Source organism: Micromonospora sp. WMMD710 (assembly GCF_029626045.1).
Classification (GTDB): domain Bacteria; phylum Actinomycetota; class Actinomycetes; order Mycobacteriales; family Micromonosporaceae; genus Micromonospora.
The window spans coordinates 3,275,676-3,291,588 of the sequence record NZ_JARUBD010000001.1 but is presented as its reverse complement, the minus strand read 5'-3'; the positions used below and the strand labels follow the sequence as shown (position 1 = coordinate 3,291,588).

The following is a 15,913-nucleotide window of genomic DNA, read 5'->3' as shown; positions in this document are numbered from 1 at the left end:
GGGGGCGTCCGGCGTCCAGCCTCGCCGCTGGCGGTGCCCCGGGGTCAGGGCCGTTGGTCCCGCCCCGGGCGGGCGTCGGGCCCGGTCAGCGGCATCTCGGCCAGGCCGCGGACGATGATCACCGGGGCCGGTGAGTGGTAGAGCAAGGACTGGGCGACCGAGCCGAGCATGGCCCGGCCCGGTTCGTCGCCGCGGGCGGCGACCAGTGCCACCTGCGCCGAGCGTGACGTGTCGACGAGCACCTGACCGGGGTCGCCGCGTACGGCGCGACACTCGGTGGGCACCCTGGTCTGCTGGCCGACATGGTGTGCCAGGGCCTCGCCGAGCTGCTCGGTGACCGCGTCGGTGTCCTCGTCGCTCTCCACCACCCGCAGCGCCAGCAGGCGGGCGTCGCGTCGGGACGCGCAGTCCACCGCCCACCGCAGGGCGAGGTGTGAGCTGGGGGAGCCGTCCACGCCGACCAGCACCGGCCCCTGCGGCGGCGGCTCGCTGCGGACCACCAGCAGCGGGCATCCGGCGCGGGCGGCCAACTGCACGGCCGGTGTCTCGGCCGGGACGCACTGGCCGCTGCCGGCCATACCGCTGTCGCCGACCGCCAACAGGTAGGCCGACTCCGAGCGGCGGATGAGGGTGGGCAGCATCGCGCCCTCGACGATCTCGCCGCGGACGGTGAGCCCCGGTTCGGTCTGGTGGGCGAGCTGGGCGGCCTGGGTGATCAGCTGCTCGGCCGCGTCCCGGGGTGCGGCGACGGTGTCCGCGGCGAAGGCGGCGTGCCAGTCGAAGGTGTGCAGCAGGTGCAGCGGGCGGCCCTGCCCGGCGGCCTCCCGTGCGGCCTGCTCGACGACCGGGAGGTCGCGGTCCGAGCCGAGGCCGACCAGCACCTCCGCGTCGGCGGATGCCGCCATCCGATATCACCTCCCGGGCGTCGCGCCCGGCACGACCGCGCTGTCCCTGACCGAGGGTAGTCGCGTGGTCGCGGCGGCGGGCCGGATCAGGCCGCGCCGCCGTCGACGGCGAGGGGTCAGCGGAACTGGAGCCGGTTGACCGCGTCGAAGAGCCGGGCGCCCAAGAGTCGCCGGGTGTGCACCATCGCCCGCGCCGCGGCGGTCACCACGTAGCGGGTGCGCGGACGACTGGCGGTCACCGCCCGCTCGATCACCCGGGCCACCGTGTCCGGGGTGGCGGCCAGCAGCCGGTTGTCGTACGACGACGCCATCACCCGGTCCACGGCGGCGACCATCGACCGGTACGGCCCGGAGGCCGCGGTGTCCGCGCCGAGCGATTCGGCGGCCACCGCGCCGAAGCCGGTACGGATCAGCCCCGGCTCCACGATCGCCACGCCGATGCCGAAGGGGCGCACCTCCTGCCGCAGGGCGTCGGAGATGGCCTCCACGGCGTACTTGCTGGCGTGGTAGTAGCCGCCGCCGGGGAAGACCAGCCGCCCGCCCATCGAGCTGACGTTGACGATCCGGCCGCGACCGGCCCGGCGCATCCCGGGCAGCACCAACTGGGTGAGACGGCTGAGGCCGAAGACGTTGGTCTCGAACTGTGCCCGCACCCGGTCCATCGGTGCCTCCTCGATCGGGCCGTACTCGCCGTAGCCGGCGTTGTTGATCAGCACGTCGACCTGACCGTGCTCGGCCTCGATCGCGGTGACGGCGGCGCGCATCGACGTCTCGTCGGTGACGTCGAGCGGGAGCAGTCGGGCGCCGGCCTCGGCCAGGTCGGCGATCGCCTCCACCTTGCGGGCCGTGGCGTAGACGGTCAGCTCCGGGCGCCGAGCCAGCCGACGCGCGGTGGCCCGGCCGATGCCGGAGGAGGTGCCGGTGATGAGGACTGTGGTCATGATGGGTCTCCCGGTGCGATGGGCAGCCCGGCGACGATCAGCGCGACGCCGTCGCGCAGCCGCTGCCGGGGCAGGTCAGGGTCGGTGAGGTCGGCTTCCAGGCCGCGGGTGAGCGCGACCAGCACCTCGGCGACGACGCGGGCCCGTGGTCCGGCGGCGTCGGCGAGGGCGCCGGTCACCAGGTCGGTCAACTCCCGGGTGTACGCCTCGACGAGGTCGCCGCTGAGCTTGGTGCTGGCGTCGAGCAGTTCGGCGGCGTGCCGGCTTTCCCGGTGCAGCCTCAGGGTCAGCTCCAGTTTGGCGCCGAGCACCGCGTGCAGGCGCTGTTCGGTCGACGCGCCGGGGTCGGTGGCGGCGGTGCGCGCCTCGGCGATCGAGCTGGTGAAGATCCGTTCGGCGAGCCGCCGGTAGGCGTCGTCCTTGTTGCGGACGTACTGGTAGACGGCCGGGCGCGACATGCCCGCGGTGGCCGCGATGTCGTCCATGGTGGTCCGGCGTACGCCGTGCCGGGTGAAGCACTCGTAGGCGGCGGCGAGGATCAGGTCCAGCCGGTCGTGCGACATGCTGACAATAATTGCATTGTTTGTCAGGTTGTCAAGCCCTGGGCTGTCGTCAACAAAGGTTGACAGGGCGCCGCTGTCAACGTATGTTGACGGCATGAGTCAGGCAACGGAACTCGCGGCGGCAGCCGGCAGCACCGACCCCCGGGTCGGGCTGCGCGCCGTCCGCGCGCTGCGCCGGCTGCTCGAGCGGCTCGAGGTCGTCCAGGTGGACAACGCCCGCCGACAGGGCTGGTCCTGGCAGGAGATCGCCGACGTGCTCGAAGTCAGTCGGCAGGCAGTGCACAAGAAGCACGCCGGGCGACCGGCGGTCAACTCATCCTGGGAGGCGTGATGTTCGAACGATTCACCGACCGGGCGCGTGGCGTGGTGCGGCGGGCACTGGAGGAGGCGCGGGTCGAGGGGCAACGCCCCGTCGGCACCGAGCACCTGCTGCTCGCCCTGCTCGACGACGAGGCCGGCCTGGCCAGCCGCGTGCTGAGCGACGCCGGGGTGCGCGCCGACGACCTGCGCGAGCGGGTCCGCCGGCACACCGCCAGCGGTGGCGCCGGCCTCGGCGACGCGGACGCGGCCGCCCTGCGGGAGATCGGCATCGACCTGGCCGCGATCGTGGCCCGCATCGAACAGTCCTTCGGCCCGGACGCGCTCCGCGAGGCCGTGCCGGCGCCACGCCGCCGCTGGGGTCGCAAGCGGTACCTCGACGGCCCCTTCTCACCCCGGTCCAAGAAGGCCCTGGAGCTGTCCCTGCGGGAGGCGTTGCGCCTGCGCCACAGGCACATCGGCACCGAGCACATCCTGCTGGGCGTGCTCCGCGAGGGCAACGGGCTGGGCGCGCAGGTGCTCACCGAGTCCGGTGTCGACCTCGACGATCTGCGCCGACGGGTGGAGACCGCGCTGCGGACCGCCGCCTGACGGGCGCCCACGCGTTGAAACCTGTCTGTGGCACTTCCGACGCCGGCCGTTCATCGGGTCGCTGAAGCCGGCCGGGTGCTGCACACTGGCGCCGTGGATGCTGGACAGGACAGACGGCCCGCCGGCGGCGACGGTGGGCTGCGCTCCGCCGTGGTGGTCAACCCGGTGAAGGTCGACGATCTCGACGAGCTGCGACGCACCGTCGACGGCGCCCTGACGGCGGCCGGCTGGCCGGCGCCGCAGTGGTACGAGACGACCGCCGAGGACCCGGGCCGGGGCCAGACCGAGCAGGCCGTCAAGGACGGCGTCGACCTGGTCTTCGCCTGCGGCGGCGACGGCACCGTGATGTCCTGCGTCAGCGGGCTGGTCGGCACCGACGTGGCCCTCGCCGTGCTGCCGCAGGGCACCGGCAACCTGCTCGCCGCCAACCTGGGGCTCTCCACCGACCTGGCCGCCGGCCTGCAGGTCGCCATCGAGCGAGGGCGGCGGCTGCTCGACGTCGGCGCCGTCGAGGACAAGTACTTCACCGTGATGGCCGGCATGGGCTTCGACGCCCAGATGCTCGAGGCCACCAACGAGACCACCAAGGCCCGCATCGGCTGGCCCGCGTACGTGGTGGGCGCCGCCCGGCACCTGCGCGACCGGCCGATGCGGGTGCAGATCCGCATCGACGACCGACCGCCGGTACGCCGCCGTGCCCGCTCGGTCCTGATCGCCAACGTCGGTCGACTCCAGGGCGGCGTGACCCTGCTGACCGAGGCCGAGCCGGACGACGGCTGGCTCGACGTCGCGGTGCTCACCCCGCGCAACCTGCGGCACTGGCTCGCGCTCGGCTGGGCGTTGGTCCGCCGCAGCGGCCAGGTGCCGAAGATGGAGGTGTTCCGCGCCCGGACCGTGGTGGTCACCAGCAACCGCTCCCAACCCCGGGAACTCGACGGCGACCTCATCGCCCCGGACCGGCAACTGCGGGCGGACATCCGGCCGCAGGCGCTCTGGCTCTGCGTCCCCCAGCCCGAGGACGCCCCCGACCTGGCCGTCGACGCGCAGGGCGCCGGGGAGCGGGGCGAGCAGCTGATCGAGGAAGCGCGCCGTGAGTAGCACCCGCATCGTGCCGGAGACCCGGCTGATGGCCGACGCGGAGCTGTCCGCCGACGACGCCTGGCACACACTGCGCCGGCAGGGCGGCTGGCCCCTGCTGCGCGACGCCTTCATCCGGTTCCGCTACGGCGACGGGTTCAGCCACTCCCGGGCGTTCGCGCTGCAACTCTGCCTCGCCGTGGTGCCGTTCCTGATCGCCCTCACCGGCCTGATCAGCGAGCTGGGTGTCGAGGAGGGCGGCCAGGTGGTCGCCGACACCGTGCTGGCGCTCACCCCCGGCCAGAGCGCGCAGGTCGTCGCCGAGCTGCTCGGCGAGGGCGAACGCGTCGAGGACGCGGGGGAGCTGGCACTCACCCTCGGTCTGCTCACCGGCCTGGTCGCGCTGACCACCACGATGGCCCAGATCGAGCGGGGCGCCAACCGCATCTACGGCGTCGAACGCGACCGCCCCGCCTTGTGGAAGTACCTGCGTGCCGCCGTGCTGGCCGTCACCGCCGGCCTGCCCGCGCTCGCCGGCTTCCTCATCCTCGTCGGCGGCGGCGCGATGGGCGACTCGGTGCGCAAGCACTACGAGTGGGGCGACGTCGCCCACGGCGTCTGGGACGTGATCCGCCTCCCGCTGAGCCTCGGGCTGACCGTGCTCGCCGTGGCCGTGCTGTTCCGGCACGCGCCCCGCCGCCGGCAACCCGGCCTGTCCTGGCTGCTGTTCGGCGCGGGCATCGCCACCGTCCTGTGGTGGCTGGCCAGCCTCCTGCTCGCCGCGTACGTGCGGTTCAGCGACGGCTTCGGGCAGACCTACGGCGCGCTGACCGGCATGATGGCGCTGCTGCTCTGGGCCAACCTGACCGGCATGGCCCTCTTCGGTGGGCTGGCCTTCGCCGCCCAGCTGGAGGCGCTGCGCATCGGCGTGCAGGAGCCCGCCCAACCGGACCTGTGGGAGCCCGACGCCGACCGCGTCGAACTGCTCGACACCGGGGACATGACCGCGCTGTAGCGGCGTGTCGCGTGTACGCGCGACGCGGATCGGGTACTGCGCCTCGCCAGAGCCGACAAGGGAGGTGCGGGGTGACCGCGGTCAAAGAGGTGGCGCGGCGTCCGATCGGTCATTTCGCCGAACGGAGCATCGCTGGTCTGGTGGCCGTCACCGGCGCCGGGGTGGCCTTCGGGCTGCTGTTGCTGCTCGTCCGGGTGCGGTGGAGCCCGCTGCAGGACGCCGACCACGCGGTCGCCGAATGGTTCAACGGGCTCGTCGCCCCGCACCACGCACTCGTCACCGTGCTCCAGGCGGTGACCGATCTGGGCGGCCGGCCGATCCTCATCTGGCTGGTCACCATCGCCGTCGTCGGGCTGCTGATCCGGCGGCAGCCCCGACTGGCCGTCTACCTGATCATCACCGGGGTCGGTGGGCTGATCCTCGACCCGTCGCTCAAGACGCTGGTCGGCCGGCTCCGCCCGGTCGTGGACGTGCCGATCGCCAGCGCGCCCGGCAACAGCTTCCCCAGCGGGCACGCGCTCGGCTCGTTCGTCGCGTACGGGGCGCTGCTGCTGGTGTTCCTCCCGGCGATGGCACCACGCTGGCGCAAGCCGGCGATCGTCGGCGTCGGCGTGCTGGTGGCGCTGATCGGCCTGACCCGGATCGCGCTGGGCGTGCACTTCATCTCCGACGTGCTCGCCGGTTGGCTGCTCGGCGCGGCCTGGCTGGGCGTCACCGCGTACGCCTTCCGGCTGTGGCGGCGCGAGCGGGGTCGGCCGGTGCCGCCGCTGAGCGAGGGCCTGGAGCCGGAGGCAGGGCACGACATCGCCCCCGCCCCGGCCGAGGAACACGTGCTGGCCCACCCCCGCTCGGCGGTGGCCGAGCTGCTGGTCGGCTGGGTTCTCGTGTTCGGTGCGCTGTACGGCTTCGGCATGTACGTCAGCTACCACGCCAAGGGCACCTTCTTCGCCACCCTCGACACGGAGGTGCCGCGCTGGTTCGCCGAGCGGCACACCGAGGTGCTGACCGAGGTGAGCTGGTGGTGGAGCAAGTTCGGCGACACCCACGCCATCCTGATCATCTCGCTGGTGTTCTGCCCGCTGGTGCTGGCGGTGTGGCGGCGCTGGCGGCCGGTGCTGTTCGTGGCGCTGGCGATGGTCGGTGAGCTGACCCTCTTCCTCGTCTCGGCGCGGGCGGTCGACCGGCCGCGCCCGCCGGTGGAGAACCTGGACGGGCAGATGCCCACCTCGTCGTTCCCGTCCGGGCACATCGCGGCGACGATCTGCGTCTGGTTGGCGATCACCCTCATCGTGTTCCCGCGTACCGACCGGTGGTGGCGTTGGATCTTCGTGGCGCTGGCCGTGATCATGCCGGTCGGTGTCGCCACGTCCCGCATGTACCGGGGGATGCACCACCCGACGGACTTCATGGGCGCGATCCTGCTCTCCGCGCTGTGGATCGGTCTGCTCTACCTGATCATCCGTCCGAACGCCGACCTCAAGGAGGGCAACCAGCCGGCCATCGAGTCGGAGGACGTGGACACCCTCGACGACGAGCTGGCGCGGGCCGGCCGGGCCGACTGAGCGCCGCACCGTGCTGCGGGTGATGACCTGGAACATCCGTACCGGCGGCCGCGATCGTGGCGGCTCGGACCGGCTGGATCAGGTGGTCGAGGTCGTCGCCGAGCAGGCGCCGGACGTGCTGGCCCTGCAGGAGCTGCGCGGCTTCGACCGCGGCGGGCTGATGGCCGAGGTGGCGAGCCGGGTGGGGATGAGCCCCCACCTGGCCCGGTCCTGCTTCGGGCAGCCGGTGGCGGTGCTGGTCCGACCGCCGTACCAGGTCATCGAGGCGGGGTCGCTGCGCCGGCCGTTCCACCACGCCGCCGCCCGGGTCGTGGTGGACACCTCGGACGGCCCGCTCACCGTGCTCGGCACCCACCTCTACCCGTACTCCGGGGGTCGGCGGCGGATGGAGGTCGACTGGCTGGCCGCCGCGGTGCGACGCGCTCCCGGGCCGCTGACGCTGGTCGCCGGTGACCTCAACTCGCTCGACCCGACCGTCGACCACACCGAGCGGCTGGCCGGGCTGCCCACCCTCTACCGGCGGCGGCACCTGCGCCGGGCCGGTGGCGGCGTGGACACCCGCGCGATCGCCCGGTTGCTCGCCGCCGGCCTGATCGACCTCTGGCCGTCGTCCAACAGCGGAGCACCGGAGGCCGACGGACTCACCGTGCCCACCCGGTTCGGCGGGGCCGAGTTCGCCGGGATGCGGCTGGACTATCTGCTTGCCACCCCCGCGGTGGCGCAGCGGGTCCGCGACTGCCGGGTGATCCGTGGCGGAGCGGCGGAGACGGCCTCCGACCACTATCCGTTGCTCACCGAGCTGGATCTGACCGCCCGCTGACCCCGGCTCAGAGCACGAGGTTGAGCAGGACGGTGAGCACGACCGAGGCCACGATCGAGAAGAGGATCATCAGGAGGCAGCCGAGGCCACCGCCGAGCGGGCGGATCTCCGTGTTGCCGAAGCGCATGACGTTCACCTGTCCGTGAGTGCGGGATCGAGAGCGAGAAGGTGGCGCACCGCGTTCGCGACCTCCGTCGCGGCGGTCGTGGCCACGTTGTGCGCGGCGCGGGGGACGACCATCAGGTCGGCGTCGGGGACCAGCCGGGCCGCCTGCTCCCGCCATCGCGGCGGTGCGATCGGGTCGCGTTCGCCGGTCAGGACCAGGGTCGGCACGGTGATCCGGACCAGGTCGGACTCGATCGCGTTGCGCGCGGAGTGCGACAGCGTCGCGAAGACCCGCCAGGGCCGGGCGTTGCCGATGTCGCGGGCCAGGACCGGCGCGAGGCGGCGACCTCCGCGCCGAACGAGTGCCCGAGCAGGCACACTGCGGGCAGCCGGGACGCGGCCAGCCAGGCGGCCAGGTGCTCGGCGTGCCGGCGCACGTCGTACGCGACGCGTGGGCGCTCGGACAGCCCGAACCCGGGCAGGTCCGGCACGTACACCGGATGGGTGGCGGCCAGCGCGACGGCCAGCGGCGTGAGATAGCGGTGCGATACCGCCAGTCCGTGGACCAGCACCACGGGTGGGGCACCGGTGTCGGGCGATCCGCCGCGCCGGGTGTGGGTGCGCAGACCGTCGACGAGCCGCCACTCGCTGGTCAACCCCTCGGCCGGCCGGGGCGCGGCCATGGCGAGACGCAGCTCGGCCCTAGCGAACCGGCCGGCGGGCGTCAATCTCACAGTTGCCGCAGCCGGGGCAGCAGCTGCTCCTGCGCCCAGTCCAGGAACATCGGCTGGGTCTCCCCACCGACCTGGACGATCGCCACGTGGGTGAAGCCGGCGTCGACGAACCTGCGGAACGCCTCGACGTGCGCGTCCACGTCCGGGCCGCAGGGGATGCCCTCGGCGACGTCGTCCTCGCGAACGAACTGGGTGGCGGCGGCGAAGGACTCCGGGCCGGGCAGGTCGGCGTTGACCTTCCAGCCCAGCCCGAACCAGCGGAACTGGTCGTGCACGATCTTGCGGCACTCCGCCTCGTCCGGGCCGTAGCAGATGGCCACCTGGCCGTAGCGGGGTTGACCAGCGCCACCGGCGTCGTCGTACATCTCGATGATGCGTCGGTCGGGCTCGGTGGAGATGATGCCGTTGCCGTACTCGGCGGCCAGCGTCGCGGACTGCCGACCGGAAGCCGCGACGGCCATCGGCACCGGCCGCTCGGGGCGGTCCCAGACGTAGGCGTCGGGCACGTCGAAGTGGTTGCCGGAGAAGGTCAACGTCTCGCCGTTGAGCAGCGGCCGGATGATCTGCAACGCCTCCTCGAACATCTCGTGCCGCTGCTGCACGTGCGGCCAGCCGCCGACCACGTGCTCGTTGAGGTTCTCACCCGCGCCGAGGCCGAGGGTGAAGCGGTCGTCGGAGAGCGCCCCGACCGTGCTGGCCTTCTGCGCGACCACGGCCGGGTGGTAGCGGCGGATCGGGCAGGTCACGAACGACATCAGCTCCGCGCGGGAGGTGGCGTGCGCGACCGCGCCGAGCACCGACCAGGCGTACGGGGAGTGGCCCTGGGAGCCCAGCCAGGGGTAGTAGTGGTCGGACATCACCAGCTGGTCGAAGCCGGCCGCCTCGGCCCGGACCGCGTGGTCGACCAACTGCTTGGGACCGGCCTGTTCGCACATCAGGGTGTAGCCGACGCTGACCATCCTGGTTTCCCTTCCACCGACGGATCATTCCCGAGATACCCAGGCTGGCCGCCGTCAACCCTCCCGTCCGGTTCGCGGCCGGCGGTGCTTGACGGATAACGGCGACCTGCCTACCGTCGCTCTTAACCGGTTAAGACCCGGTTGTGGCGCACATCCTGTGGTGGGGATGACCGCCCCGTGACGGCCCGCGTTCGCGTGGGCCGTCACGGCTGTCTGCGGCCCCCGTGCAGCCACTGAACCGGTTGCGTCGACCAATCCATCGTCCTACGCTGATGCCTGCGCCACCGGGAGCCGGGTGGCGGCTGCCGGGCTGCAGCCGTCCTTCCCCTGTCACGTCCCACCCCTGTCGGGCACCGGGGGTCCTCCCTGAGGAAGGCCATGAAGACTCGTCTTTCCGCCGCTGGCGCGGCGCTGCTCGCGCTGCTCGTCGCGGTGCTGGCGTTCGGCCAGCCGGCGCGCGCCGCGGCTGGTTTCACCGTCGCCGCCGGCAGGTTGTACGACGCCAACGGCACCGAATTCATCATGCGCGGGGTCAACCACGCGCACACCTGGTATCCGCAGCAGACCAGCTCGTTCGCCGACGTGAAGGCGCTCGGCGCGAACACCGTACGGGTGGTGCTCTCCAGCGGCGACCGGTGGACCCGCAACACCAACGCCGACGTCGCGAACGTCATCTCGCTGTGCAAGGCCAACCGGTTGATCTGCGTGCTCGAGGTGCACGACACCACGGGGTACGGCGAGCAGAGCGGCGCGATCACCCTCGCCCGGGCGGTCGACTACTGGATCAGTCTCGCCGACGTCCTCGCCGGCCAGGAAAAGTACGTCATCGTCAACATCGGCAACGAGCCGTACGGCAACCAGAACTACGGTACGTGGGCCACCGACAACTCCGCCGCGATCAAACGGCTGCGCACCGCCGGGCTGACACACACGATCATGGTGGATGCGCCCAACTGGGGTCAGGACTGGTCGTTCACGATGCGCGACAACGCCGCCTCGGTCTTCGCCGCCGATCCGGCCCGCAACACGGTCTTCTCCATCCACATGTACGGGGTGTTCGACACCGCCGCGGAGATCAGCGATTATTTGGGCCGCTTCCGTGCCGCAGGGCTCCCCATCGTGGTCGGTGAGTTCGGTTTCAACCACTCCGACGGCGACCCGGACGAGGACACCATCCTCGCCTACAGCCAGGCCAACGGGATCGGCTGGCTGGGCTGGTCGTGGAGCGGCAACGGCGGCGGCGTCGAGTATCTCGACCTGGCCACCTCCTTCAACGCGGCCAGCCTGACCACCTGGGGTCAGCGGCTCTTCAACGGCGCCAACGGCATCCGGCAGACCGCCCGGGAGGCCAGCGTCTTCGGCGGCACCCCGCCGCCCACCACGCCCCCGCCCACCACGCCTCCACCCACGACGCCTCCACCCACGGGTGGCTGCACGGCGGCGTACACGGTGGTCAACCAGTGGCAGGGCGGCTTCCAGGGTGAGGTGCGGGTGACCGCCGGCGCCAGCGCCATCACGGGCTGGACCGCGCGGTGGACCTTCGCCAACGGCCAGAGCGTCAGCCAGTCCTGGAACGCGACGCTGACCAGCAGCGGAGCCGCGGTGACCGCGCGCAACGTGGACTACAACGGCCGACTCGCGGCCGGAGCCAGTGTCAGCTTCGGCTTCATCGGCGGCTGGACCGGCAGCAACACCAAGCCGGAGGTGAGCTGCACCCCGAGCTGAACGACGGGCTGGTGGCCGGGCACACCCGGCCACCAGCGCCTGCCGTCGTTCAGTGTTCTCCGACCAGGTTCACGATGACCACCCCAGCAATGATCAACGCGATGCCGGTGAGTTTCACCAGCCCGACCGACTCGCCCAGGAACACCGCCCCGATCGCGACGATCGCGGCGGTGCCCAGACCCGACCAGAGGGCGTACGCGACACCGACCGGTATCTCCTTGACGGCCTGGGCCAGCAGGAGGAACGCCAACGCGTAGCCGGTGAGGCATCCCAGCGTCGGCCAGAGGCGGGTGAACCCGGCGGTGCTCTTGATCAGGCTGGTCGCCAGCACCTCGGCGACGATGGCGATCCCCAGCAGCACGTACGCCATACGCCCCTCGGCCTTCGTGGTCGGTGAAACCGTCGGTGCCCAGGCTAGTGCCGTCGCCCGGAGCCGACCCGCACCCGCGGCCGTACCGTCCGCGCAGGCCCGACGTGTGTCATCCGGCCCCTGTGGAGTTGATGCCGCAACGAATCGGATCCGTCCCGGTCTAGGCCCTCACGGGGGCGCGTAGTGGGTGATTCGTCTACGGCATCAACTTCAAAGGCAGCCCGCACACCTACCCCGGCCCCCGGCCGAAGAAATTCTCAGCCGATCGCGGTGACCTCCAGGACCAGGCTCTGCTCCGGGTGCAAGGCGGGCAGCTGCACGCCCAGCCGGGCCAGCGCCGCCCCGGTGAGCGTGACGCCGGCAGCCAGCCAGGTCGGCGCGGACCGGTCGATGGTCGCCGGCACCGGCACGTCCGCCACCGGCCGGACCCGGTAACGCCGGGCCGGGTCGAGGCCGGGCAGTCGTACCGCGCCCGGGGTCTGCGTCACCGACGTGGCCAGCCGCGCCACCGCGTACACCGCTCGGGTTGCGTCGCCCGCGACCACGCCGTGCGCCCAGACGGCCGGGTCCGGATGGTCGACCCGGACCACCCGCCCGGCGTGCAGCAGCGGACGCAGCCGCTTGTGCAGCGCCACCCAGGCGGCCAGTTCGGTCTGCTCGGCGGCGCTGATCGACGCGATGTCCCACTCGATGCCGTGGTGGCCGAACAACGCGGTGGCCGCCCGGAAACCCAGGTCGTGTACGCGGTTCGTGGTGTGCGAGCGCTCCGGACCGATGTGCGTGCCGACCAGCTCCGGTGGCAGCAGCAGCCCGGTCCAGCGTTGGATGCTGAGCCGTTCCAGGGCGTCGTTGCAGTCGCTGGCCCAGACCCGGTCGGTGCGGGCCAGGATGGCCAGGTCCACCCGGGCGCCCCCGGACGAGCAGCTCTCGATCTCCACGCCCGGGTGGCGCCGGCGCAGCTCGTCGAACAGGCGGTAGACCGCCAGGGTCTGTCCGTGCACCCCGGGGCGGCCGTGGTGCCCGGCCTCGGTGAGGTCCCTGTTCTGGTCCCACTTGAGGTAGCTGATGCCGGGATGGTCGCTGAGCAGGGCGTCGAGCCGTTCCAGCAGGTGGTCGTACGCCTCGGGGCGGCCCAGGTCGAGCACCTGCTGGTTGCGCCAGGCCGGTGGTAGCCGGCCCGGTACGGCGAGCAGCCAGTCGGGGTGTGCGCGGAACAGGTCGGAGTCGGGGTTGACCATCTCCGGCTCCACCCAGAGACCGAACTGAAGGCCCCGGCCGGTGACGTGGTCGATGAGCGGTTGCAGGCCGTCCGGCCAGACGCCCTCGTCGACGTACCAGTCGCCGAGCCCGGCGGTGTCGTCGCGCCGGCCGCGGAACCAGCCGTCGTCGAGGACGAACCGTTCCACGCCGATCTGCGCGGCCCGGTCGGCGAGTGCCCGCAACCGGTCCAGGTCGTGGTCGAAGTAGACGGCCTCCCACACGTTGAGGGTTACCGGGCGGGGGGAACGCGGGTGGCCGGGCCGGGCCCGCAGGTGGGAGTGGAGTACGTCGCTGAGCCCGTCCAGCCCGTCGTCGGACCAGACGGCGTAGAGCAGGGGAGTCTCGTACGACTCGCCGGGGCCGAGCCGGACCTCACCGGGTGTCAGCAGCTCGCCACCGCCGAGGGTGGACTCGCCGGTCGGGCGGCGCTCGGCGAACGTGACGTGGTCGCCGCTCCAGGCGGTGTGCACCGCCCAGACCTCGCCGTGGCCGAAACCGAACCCGGCCGTGCCGGCGACCAGCAGCAGGGTGGCGTCGTGTCCGGTACGTCCGTGCCGGCCCTCGCGGACCCAGGCGCCCTGCTGCCACGGGTGCCGCTGCGGGGAGCGTTCCCGACACCAGCGCCCGGTCAGGTCGAGCAGTTCGGTGGCGACCGCCGGCACCGGCAACACCGGCGTCAACTCCCGCAGCTCGTACGCGCTGTCGCCGTCGTTGCGCAACCGGTGCCGGATGGTCAGCAGGCCGTACGGGTCCAGGGCGATCTCGATGGTCAGGGCCAGTCCGGCGGCCGGGTCCGACGCCCGTACGGTCACCAGCGCCGCAGCGTCGCCGGGCTGGTCGACGTCGAGACCGTCCAGCCGGAACGCGGTGGACCAGTCCCGCCCGTCGCGGTGTCCGGCGAGCCCGGGACGGCCGCTCCAGCCGGCACTGAGTTCCGGCAGCAGGGACAGCACGGTCGGCTCGTCGAAGCTGCTCGGCACCACCGGTGGCACGGTGGCGTCGACGAGGTGGCGCAGGCCGTCGTCGTCGAGGTCGCCGACGTCGCCGCCCCAGTGCACGACCCGGGGCAGCCCCGGGCCGCGCGCGTCGAGCACCAGGCTGGTCCGCGCGCGGCGCAGGTGCAGGATCGTCATCCCTTTGAGGCTCCCAAGGTCAGGCCCCGAACGAAGTGCCGCTGGAGCATAAAGAAGATCACCAGGGTGGGGATCGCGACGAGCACGCTGCCCGCCGAGACCAGGTTGTTGTCGGTGAAGAACTCACCGCGCAGGTTGTTGAGCGAGCTGGTCACCGGGAACTTGTCCCCGGTACGCATCAGGACGGTGGCCCAGAAGAACTCGTTGTAGATCCAGGTCACCTCCAGCGTCGCCAGCGCGGCCAGGGCCGGCCGGCACAGCGGCATGGTGACCTGCCAGTACTGCCGCCAGATGCTCGCCCCGTCGACCATCGCCGCCTCGTACAGGTCGCGGGGCAGCGCCTTCATGTAGTTGCTGAGCACGAAGACGCAGAAACCGCACTGGAAGGCCACGTTGATCAGGATCAGGCCCCAGTAGCTGTCGTAGAGCAGCTCCGAGTCGCTCATGAACTCCGGCAGCGGCACCTCGGTGAACACCCGGAACAGGGGGATGAGCAGCGCCTGCTGGGGCAGCAGGTTGGCCGCCGTGAAGATCCCGAGCAGGACGAGGTTGAGCTTCCAGCTGAACCGGGCGATGACGAACGCCACGCAGGAGGCGAGGAAGAGCGTCAGCAGCACCGCCGGCACGGTGATGTACACCGAGTTGAGGAAGTGCTTGCCGAACTCCGCCGTCCGCCAGGCGGTGACGTAGTTGTCGAAGGTCCAGCCGCCGAACGAGACGTAGCCGTTGGCGGCGGTGTACTCGTACGAGCGCAGTGAGGTCAGCACCGCCCAGGCGATCGGGAAGAGCCAGGCGAGTGAGACGACGATGAGGAAGCCGTGCAGCAGCAGCCGCAGTGGGGTGAGCGTGCGGCGGCGGACCGGGATGTCGGTGCTCATTGCCGGTTCTCCCTCATCACGGTCGCCAGGTAGAGGGTGATGAAGACCAGCGAGACGACCAACATGATCGTCGCCAGTGCCGAGCCGAAGCCGATCCGGCTCGCCTCACCCACCACGTTCTGGGTGACCAGCGCGGAGATCAGCTCCAGCCCGTTGCGGCCCTTGTTCACCACCCAGACCAGGTCGAACGCGCGCAGCGACTCGATCACCGTCACCACCAGCACGATGATGTTGATCGGCCGCAGCACCGGGAAGACGACCCGGAAGAACGTCCGGCTCTCCGAGGCGCCGTCGACCGCCGCGGCCTCCCGCAGGGACGGGTCGACGCCCTTCAGCCCGGCCAGGTAGAGCAGCATGATGTAGCCGACGTGCCGCCAACCGGAGGCGATCATGACCGCCCAGATGTTGACGCTCGAGTCGCCGTACCAGTCGATGTTGCTGCCGAAGACGGCGTTGATCAGGCCCTGGTCGCGGGAGTAGAGCAGCTGCCAGACGAAGCCGATGAGCGCCAGCGAGAGCACCACCGGTAGGTAGAGCGCCGTCTGGTAGAAGCGGCTGCCGCGCAGCTCCTTGTCGAGCAGCACGGCCAGGAACATGCCGAACGGCGTGGCGACCACGAACAGCACCGCCAGCCAGAGCAGGTTGTGCTGGATCGCCGGCACGAACGGCGGGTAGATGTTCACCACGTCGCTGTAGTTGCGCGCGCCGACGAACTCGATCTCGTTGAGTGGGCCGATGCCGTCCCAGTTGGTGCCGGAGAGCAGCACGGTGGCCGCCGCCGGCAGCCAGACGAATCCGGTGACGAGCAGCAACGGGACGAGCACCATCAGCGTGATGACCACGCGGTCGGTGCGGGACAGGAGCCGTAGCCGCCGGCGACGACCACCCGTGGAGGTGGTCGCGGCCGGCGGCGGCACGGCGCGATCCGCTTGGATCAGGGGCAGGTCGGACACGATG

At 71.8% G+C, this 15,913-nt stretch carries 16 protein-coding genes and 1 pseudogene; 7 read left to right on the top strand and 10 right to left on the bottom strand.

Annotated elements, in window-relative coordinates; translation table 11 throughout:
- Positions 1-44 precede the first annotated feature (44 nt).
- The 3 genes from O7620_RS15075 to O7620_RS15065 all read right to left on the bottom strand — a co-directional run bounded on the left by O7620_RS15075 (position 45) and on the right by O7620_RS15065 (position 2,409).
- A complete protein-coding gene (locus O7620_RS15075; RefSeq protein ID WP_278123522.1) occupies positions 45-905 on the bottom strand; it encodes a universal stress protein in 861 nt (286 codons plus the stop codon).
- A 116-nt stretch (positions 906-1,021) separates the two neighbouring features.
- Positions 1,022-1,846, bottom strand: a complete 825-nt coding sequence (locus tag O7620_RS15070; protein WP_278123521.1) for an oxidoreductase — start codon at positions 1,844-1,846, stop codon at positions 1,022-1,024.
- Positions 1,843-2,409 (bottom strand): TetR/AcrR family transcriptional regulator, encoded by a 567-nt coding sequence (locus O7620_RS15065; RefSeq protein ID WP_278123520.1) that lies wholly within the window; start codon positions 2,407-2,409, stop codon positions 1,843-1,845. Before O7620_RS15065 ends, O7620_RS15070 begins: the two co-directional genes overlap by 4 nt.
- Positions 2,410-2,503: 94 nt before the next feature.
- Here O7620_RS15065 and O7620_RS15060 point away from each other — a divergent pair, with 94 nt between their 5' ends.
- The 6 genes from O7620_RS15060 to O7620_RS15035 all read left to right on the top strand — a co-directional run bounded on the left by O7620_RS15060 (position 2,504) and on the right by O7620_RS15035 (position 7,792).
- Entirely contained in the window at positions 2,504-2,740 is a 237-nt protein-coding gene (locus O7620_RS15060; protein ID WP_151488855.1) for a helix-turn-helix domain-containing protein, read from the top strand.
- Positions 2,740-3,318 (top strand): Clp protease N-terminal domain-containing protein, encoded by a 579-nt coding sequence (locus O7620_RS15055; protein ID WP_278127010.1) that lies wholly within the window; start codon positions 2,740-2,742, stop codon positions 3,316-3,318. Before O7620_RS15060 ends, O7620_RS15055 begins: the two co-directional genes overlap by 1 nt.
- A 93-nt stretch (positions 3,319-3,411) precedes the next feature.
- Entirely contained in the window at positions 3,412-4,416 is a 1,005-nt protein-coding gene (locus O7620_RS15050) for a diacylglycerol kinase family protein (protein ID WP_278123519.1), read from the top strand.
- Entirely contained in the window at positions 4,409-5,410 is a 1,002-nt protein-coding gene (locus tag O7620_RS15045) for a YihY/virulence factor BrkB family protein (protein ID WP_278123518.1), read from the top strand. The genes O7620_RS15050 and O7620_RS15045 overlap by 8 nt, the downstream gene beginning before the upstream one ends.
- Positions 5,411-5,481: 71 nt before the next feature.
- Entirely contained in the window at positions 5,482-6,972 is a 1,491-nt protein-coding gene (locus tag O7620_RS15040; RefSeq protein ID WP_278123517.1) for a phosphatase PAP2 family protein, read from the top strand.
- A gap of 10 nt (positions 6,973-6,982) precedes the next feature.
- The gene (locus tag O7620_RS15035) at positions 6,983-7,792 is read left to right on the top strand and encodes an endonuclease/exonuclease/phosphatase family protein (protein ID WP_278123516.1); all 810 of its coding nucleotides are present in this window, start codon (positions 6,983-6,985) and stop codon (positions 7,790-7,792) included.
- A 132-nt stretch (positions 7,793-7,924) separates the two neighbouring features.
- On the opposite strand, the gene O7620_RS15030 is transcribed toward O7620_RS15035, so the two are convergent.
- The 3 genes and pseudogenes from O7620_RS15030 to O7620_RS15020 all read right to left on the bottom strand — a co-directional run bounded on the left by O7620_RS15030 (position 7,925) and on the right by O7620_RS15020 (position 9,590).
- Positions 7,925-8,275: an alpha/beta hydrolase gene (locus tag O7620_RS15030; RefSeq protein ID WP_278123515.1), complete on the bottom strand. Its 351-nt coding sequence runs from the start codon at positions 8,273-8,275 to the stop codon at positions 7,925-7,927.
- A 17-nt stretch (positions 8,276-8,292) separates the two neighbouring features.
- A pseudogene (locus O7620_RS15025) lies at positions 8,293-8,580 on the bottom strand (alpha/beta fold hydrolase); the annotation flags it as partial.
- A gap of 47 nt (positions 8,581-8,627) precedes the next feature.
- A complete protein-coding gene (locus O7620_RS15020) occupies positions 8,628-9,590 on the bottom strand; it encodes a TIGR03557 family F420-dependent LLM class oxidoreductase (protein ID WP_278123514.1) in 963 nt (320 codons plus the stop codon).
- Between the two features lie 378 nt (positions 9,591-9,968).
- Here O7620_RS15020 and O7620_RS15015 point away from each other — a divergent pair, with 378 nt between their 5' ends.
- Positions 9,969-11,315: a cellulase family glycosylhydrolase gene (locus O7620_RS15015; RefSeq protein ID WP_278123513.1), complete on the top strand. Its 1,347-nt coding sequence runs from the start codon at positions 9,969-9,971 to the stop codon at positions 11,313-11,315.
- Between the two features lie 49 nt (positions 11,316-11,364).
- Here the strand turns inward: O7620_RS15015 and O7620_RS15010 are convergent, their stop codons facing one another.
- From O7620_RS15010 to O7620_RS14995, 4 genes are all read right to left on the bottom strand, one after another.
- Positions 11,365-11,685, bottom strand: a complete 321-nt coding sequence (locus O7620_RS15010) for a multidrug efflux SMR transporter (protein ID WP_151491204.1) — start codon at positions 11,683-11,685, stop codon at positions 11,365-11,367.
- Between the two features lie 257 nt (positions 11,686-11,942).
- Entirely contained in the window at positions 11,943-14,078 is a 2,136-nt protein-coding gene (locus O7620_RS15005; RefSeq protein ID WP_278123512.1) for an alpha-galactosidase, read from the bottom strand.
- On the bottom strand, positions 14,075-14,956 hold the full coding sequence (locus O7620_RS15000; RefSeq protein WP_151491206.1) for a carbohydrate ABC transporter permease: 882 nt from the start codon (positions 14,954-14,956) through the stop codon (positions 14,075-14,077). Before O7620_RS15000 ends, O7620_RS15005 begins: the two co-directional genes overlap by 4 nt.
- A complete protein-coding gene (locus O7620_RS14995) occupies positions 14,953-15,909 on the bottom strand; it encodes a sugar ABC transporter permease (protein WP_278123511.1) in 957 nt (318 codons plus the stop codon). Before O7620_RS14995 ends, O7620_RS15000 begins: the two co-directional genes overlap by 4 nt.
- Positions 15,910-15,913 lie beyond the last annotated feature (4 nt).

Bases quoted from the DNA above. Each gene is read 5' to 3' on its own strand.
- O7620_RS15070 (WP_278123521.1), bottom strand. From the start codon at position 1,846: ATGACCACAGTCCTCATCACCGGCACCTCCTCCGGCATCGGCCGGGCC.
- O7620_RS15060 (WP_151488855.1), top strand. From the start codon at position 2,504: ATGAGTCAGGCAACGGAACTCGCGGCGGCAGCCGGCAGCACCGACCCC.
- O7620_RS15000 (WP_151491206.1), bottom strand. From the start codon at position 14,956: ATGAGCACCGACATCCCGGTCCGCCGCCGCACGCTCACCCCACTGCGG.
- O7620_RS15010 (WP_151491204.1), bottom strand. From the start codon at position 11,685: ATGGCGTACGTGCTGCTGGGGATCGCCATCGTCGCCGAGGTGCTGGCG.
- O7620_RS15065 (WP_278123520.1), bottom strand. From the start codon at position 2,409: ATGTCGCACGACCGGCTGGACCTGATCCTCGCCGCCGCCTACGAGTGC.
- O7620_RS15055 (WP_278127010.1), top strand. From the start codon at position 2,740: ATGTTCGAACGATTCACCGACCGGGCGCGTGGCGTGGTGCGGCGGGCA.
- O7620_RS15015 (WP_278123513.1), top strand. From the start codon at position 9,969: ATGAAGACTCGTCTTTCCGCCGCTGGCGCGGCGCTGCTCGCGCTGCTC.
- O7620_RS15005 (WP_278123512.1), bottom strand. From the start codon at position 14,078: ATGACGATCCTGCACCTGCGCCGCGCGCGGACCAGCCTGGTGCTCGAC.
- O7620_RS15075 (WP_278123522.1), bottom strand. From the start codon at position 905: ATGGCGGCATCCGCCGACGCGGAGGTGCTGGTCGGCCTCGGCTCGGAC.
- O7620_RS15020 (WP_278123514.1), bottom strand. From the start codon at position 9,590: ATGGTCAGCGTCGGCTACACCCTGATGTGCGAACAGGCCGGTCCCAAG.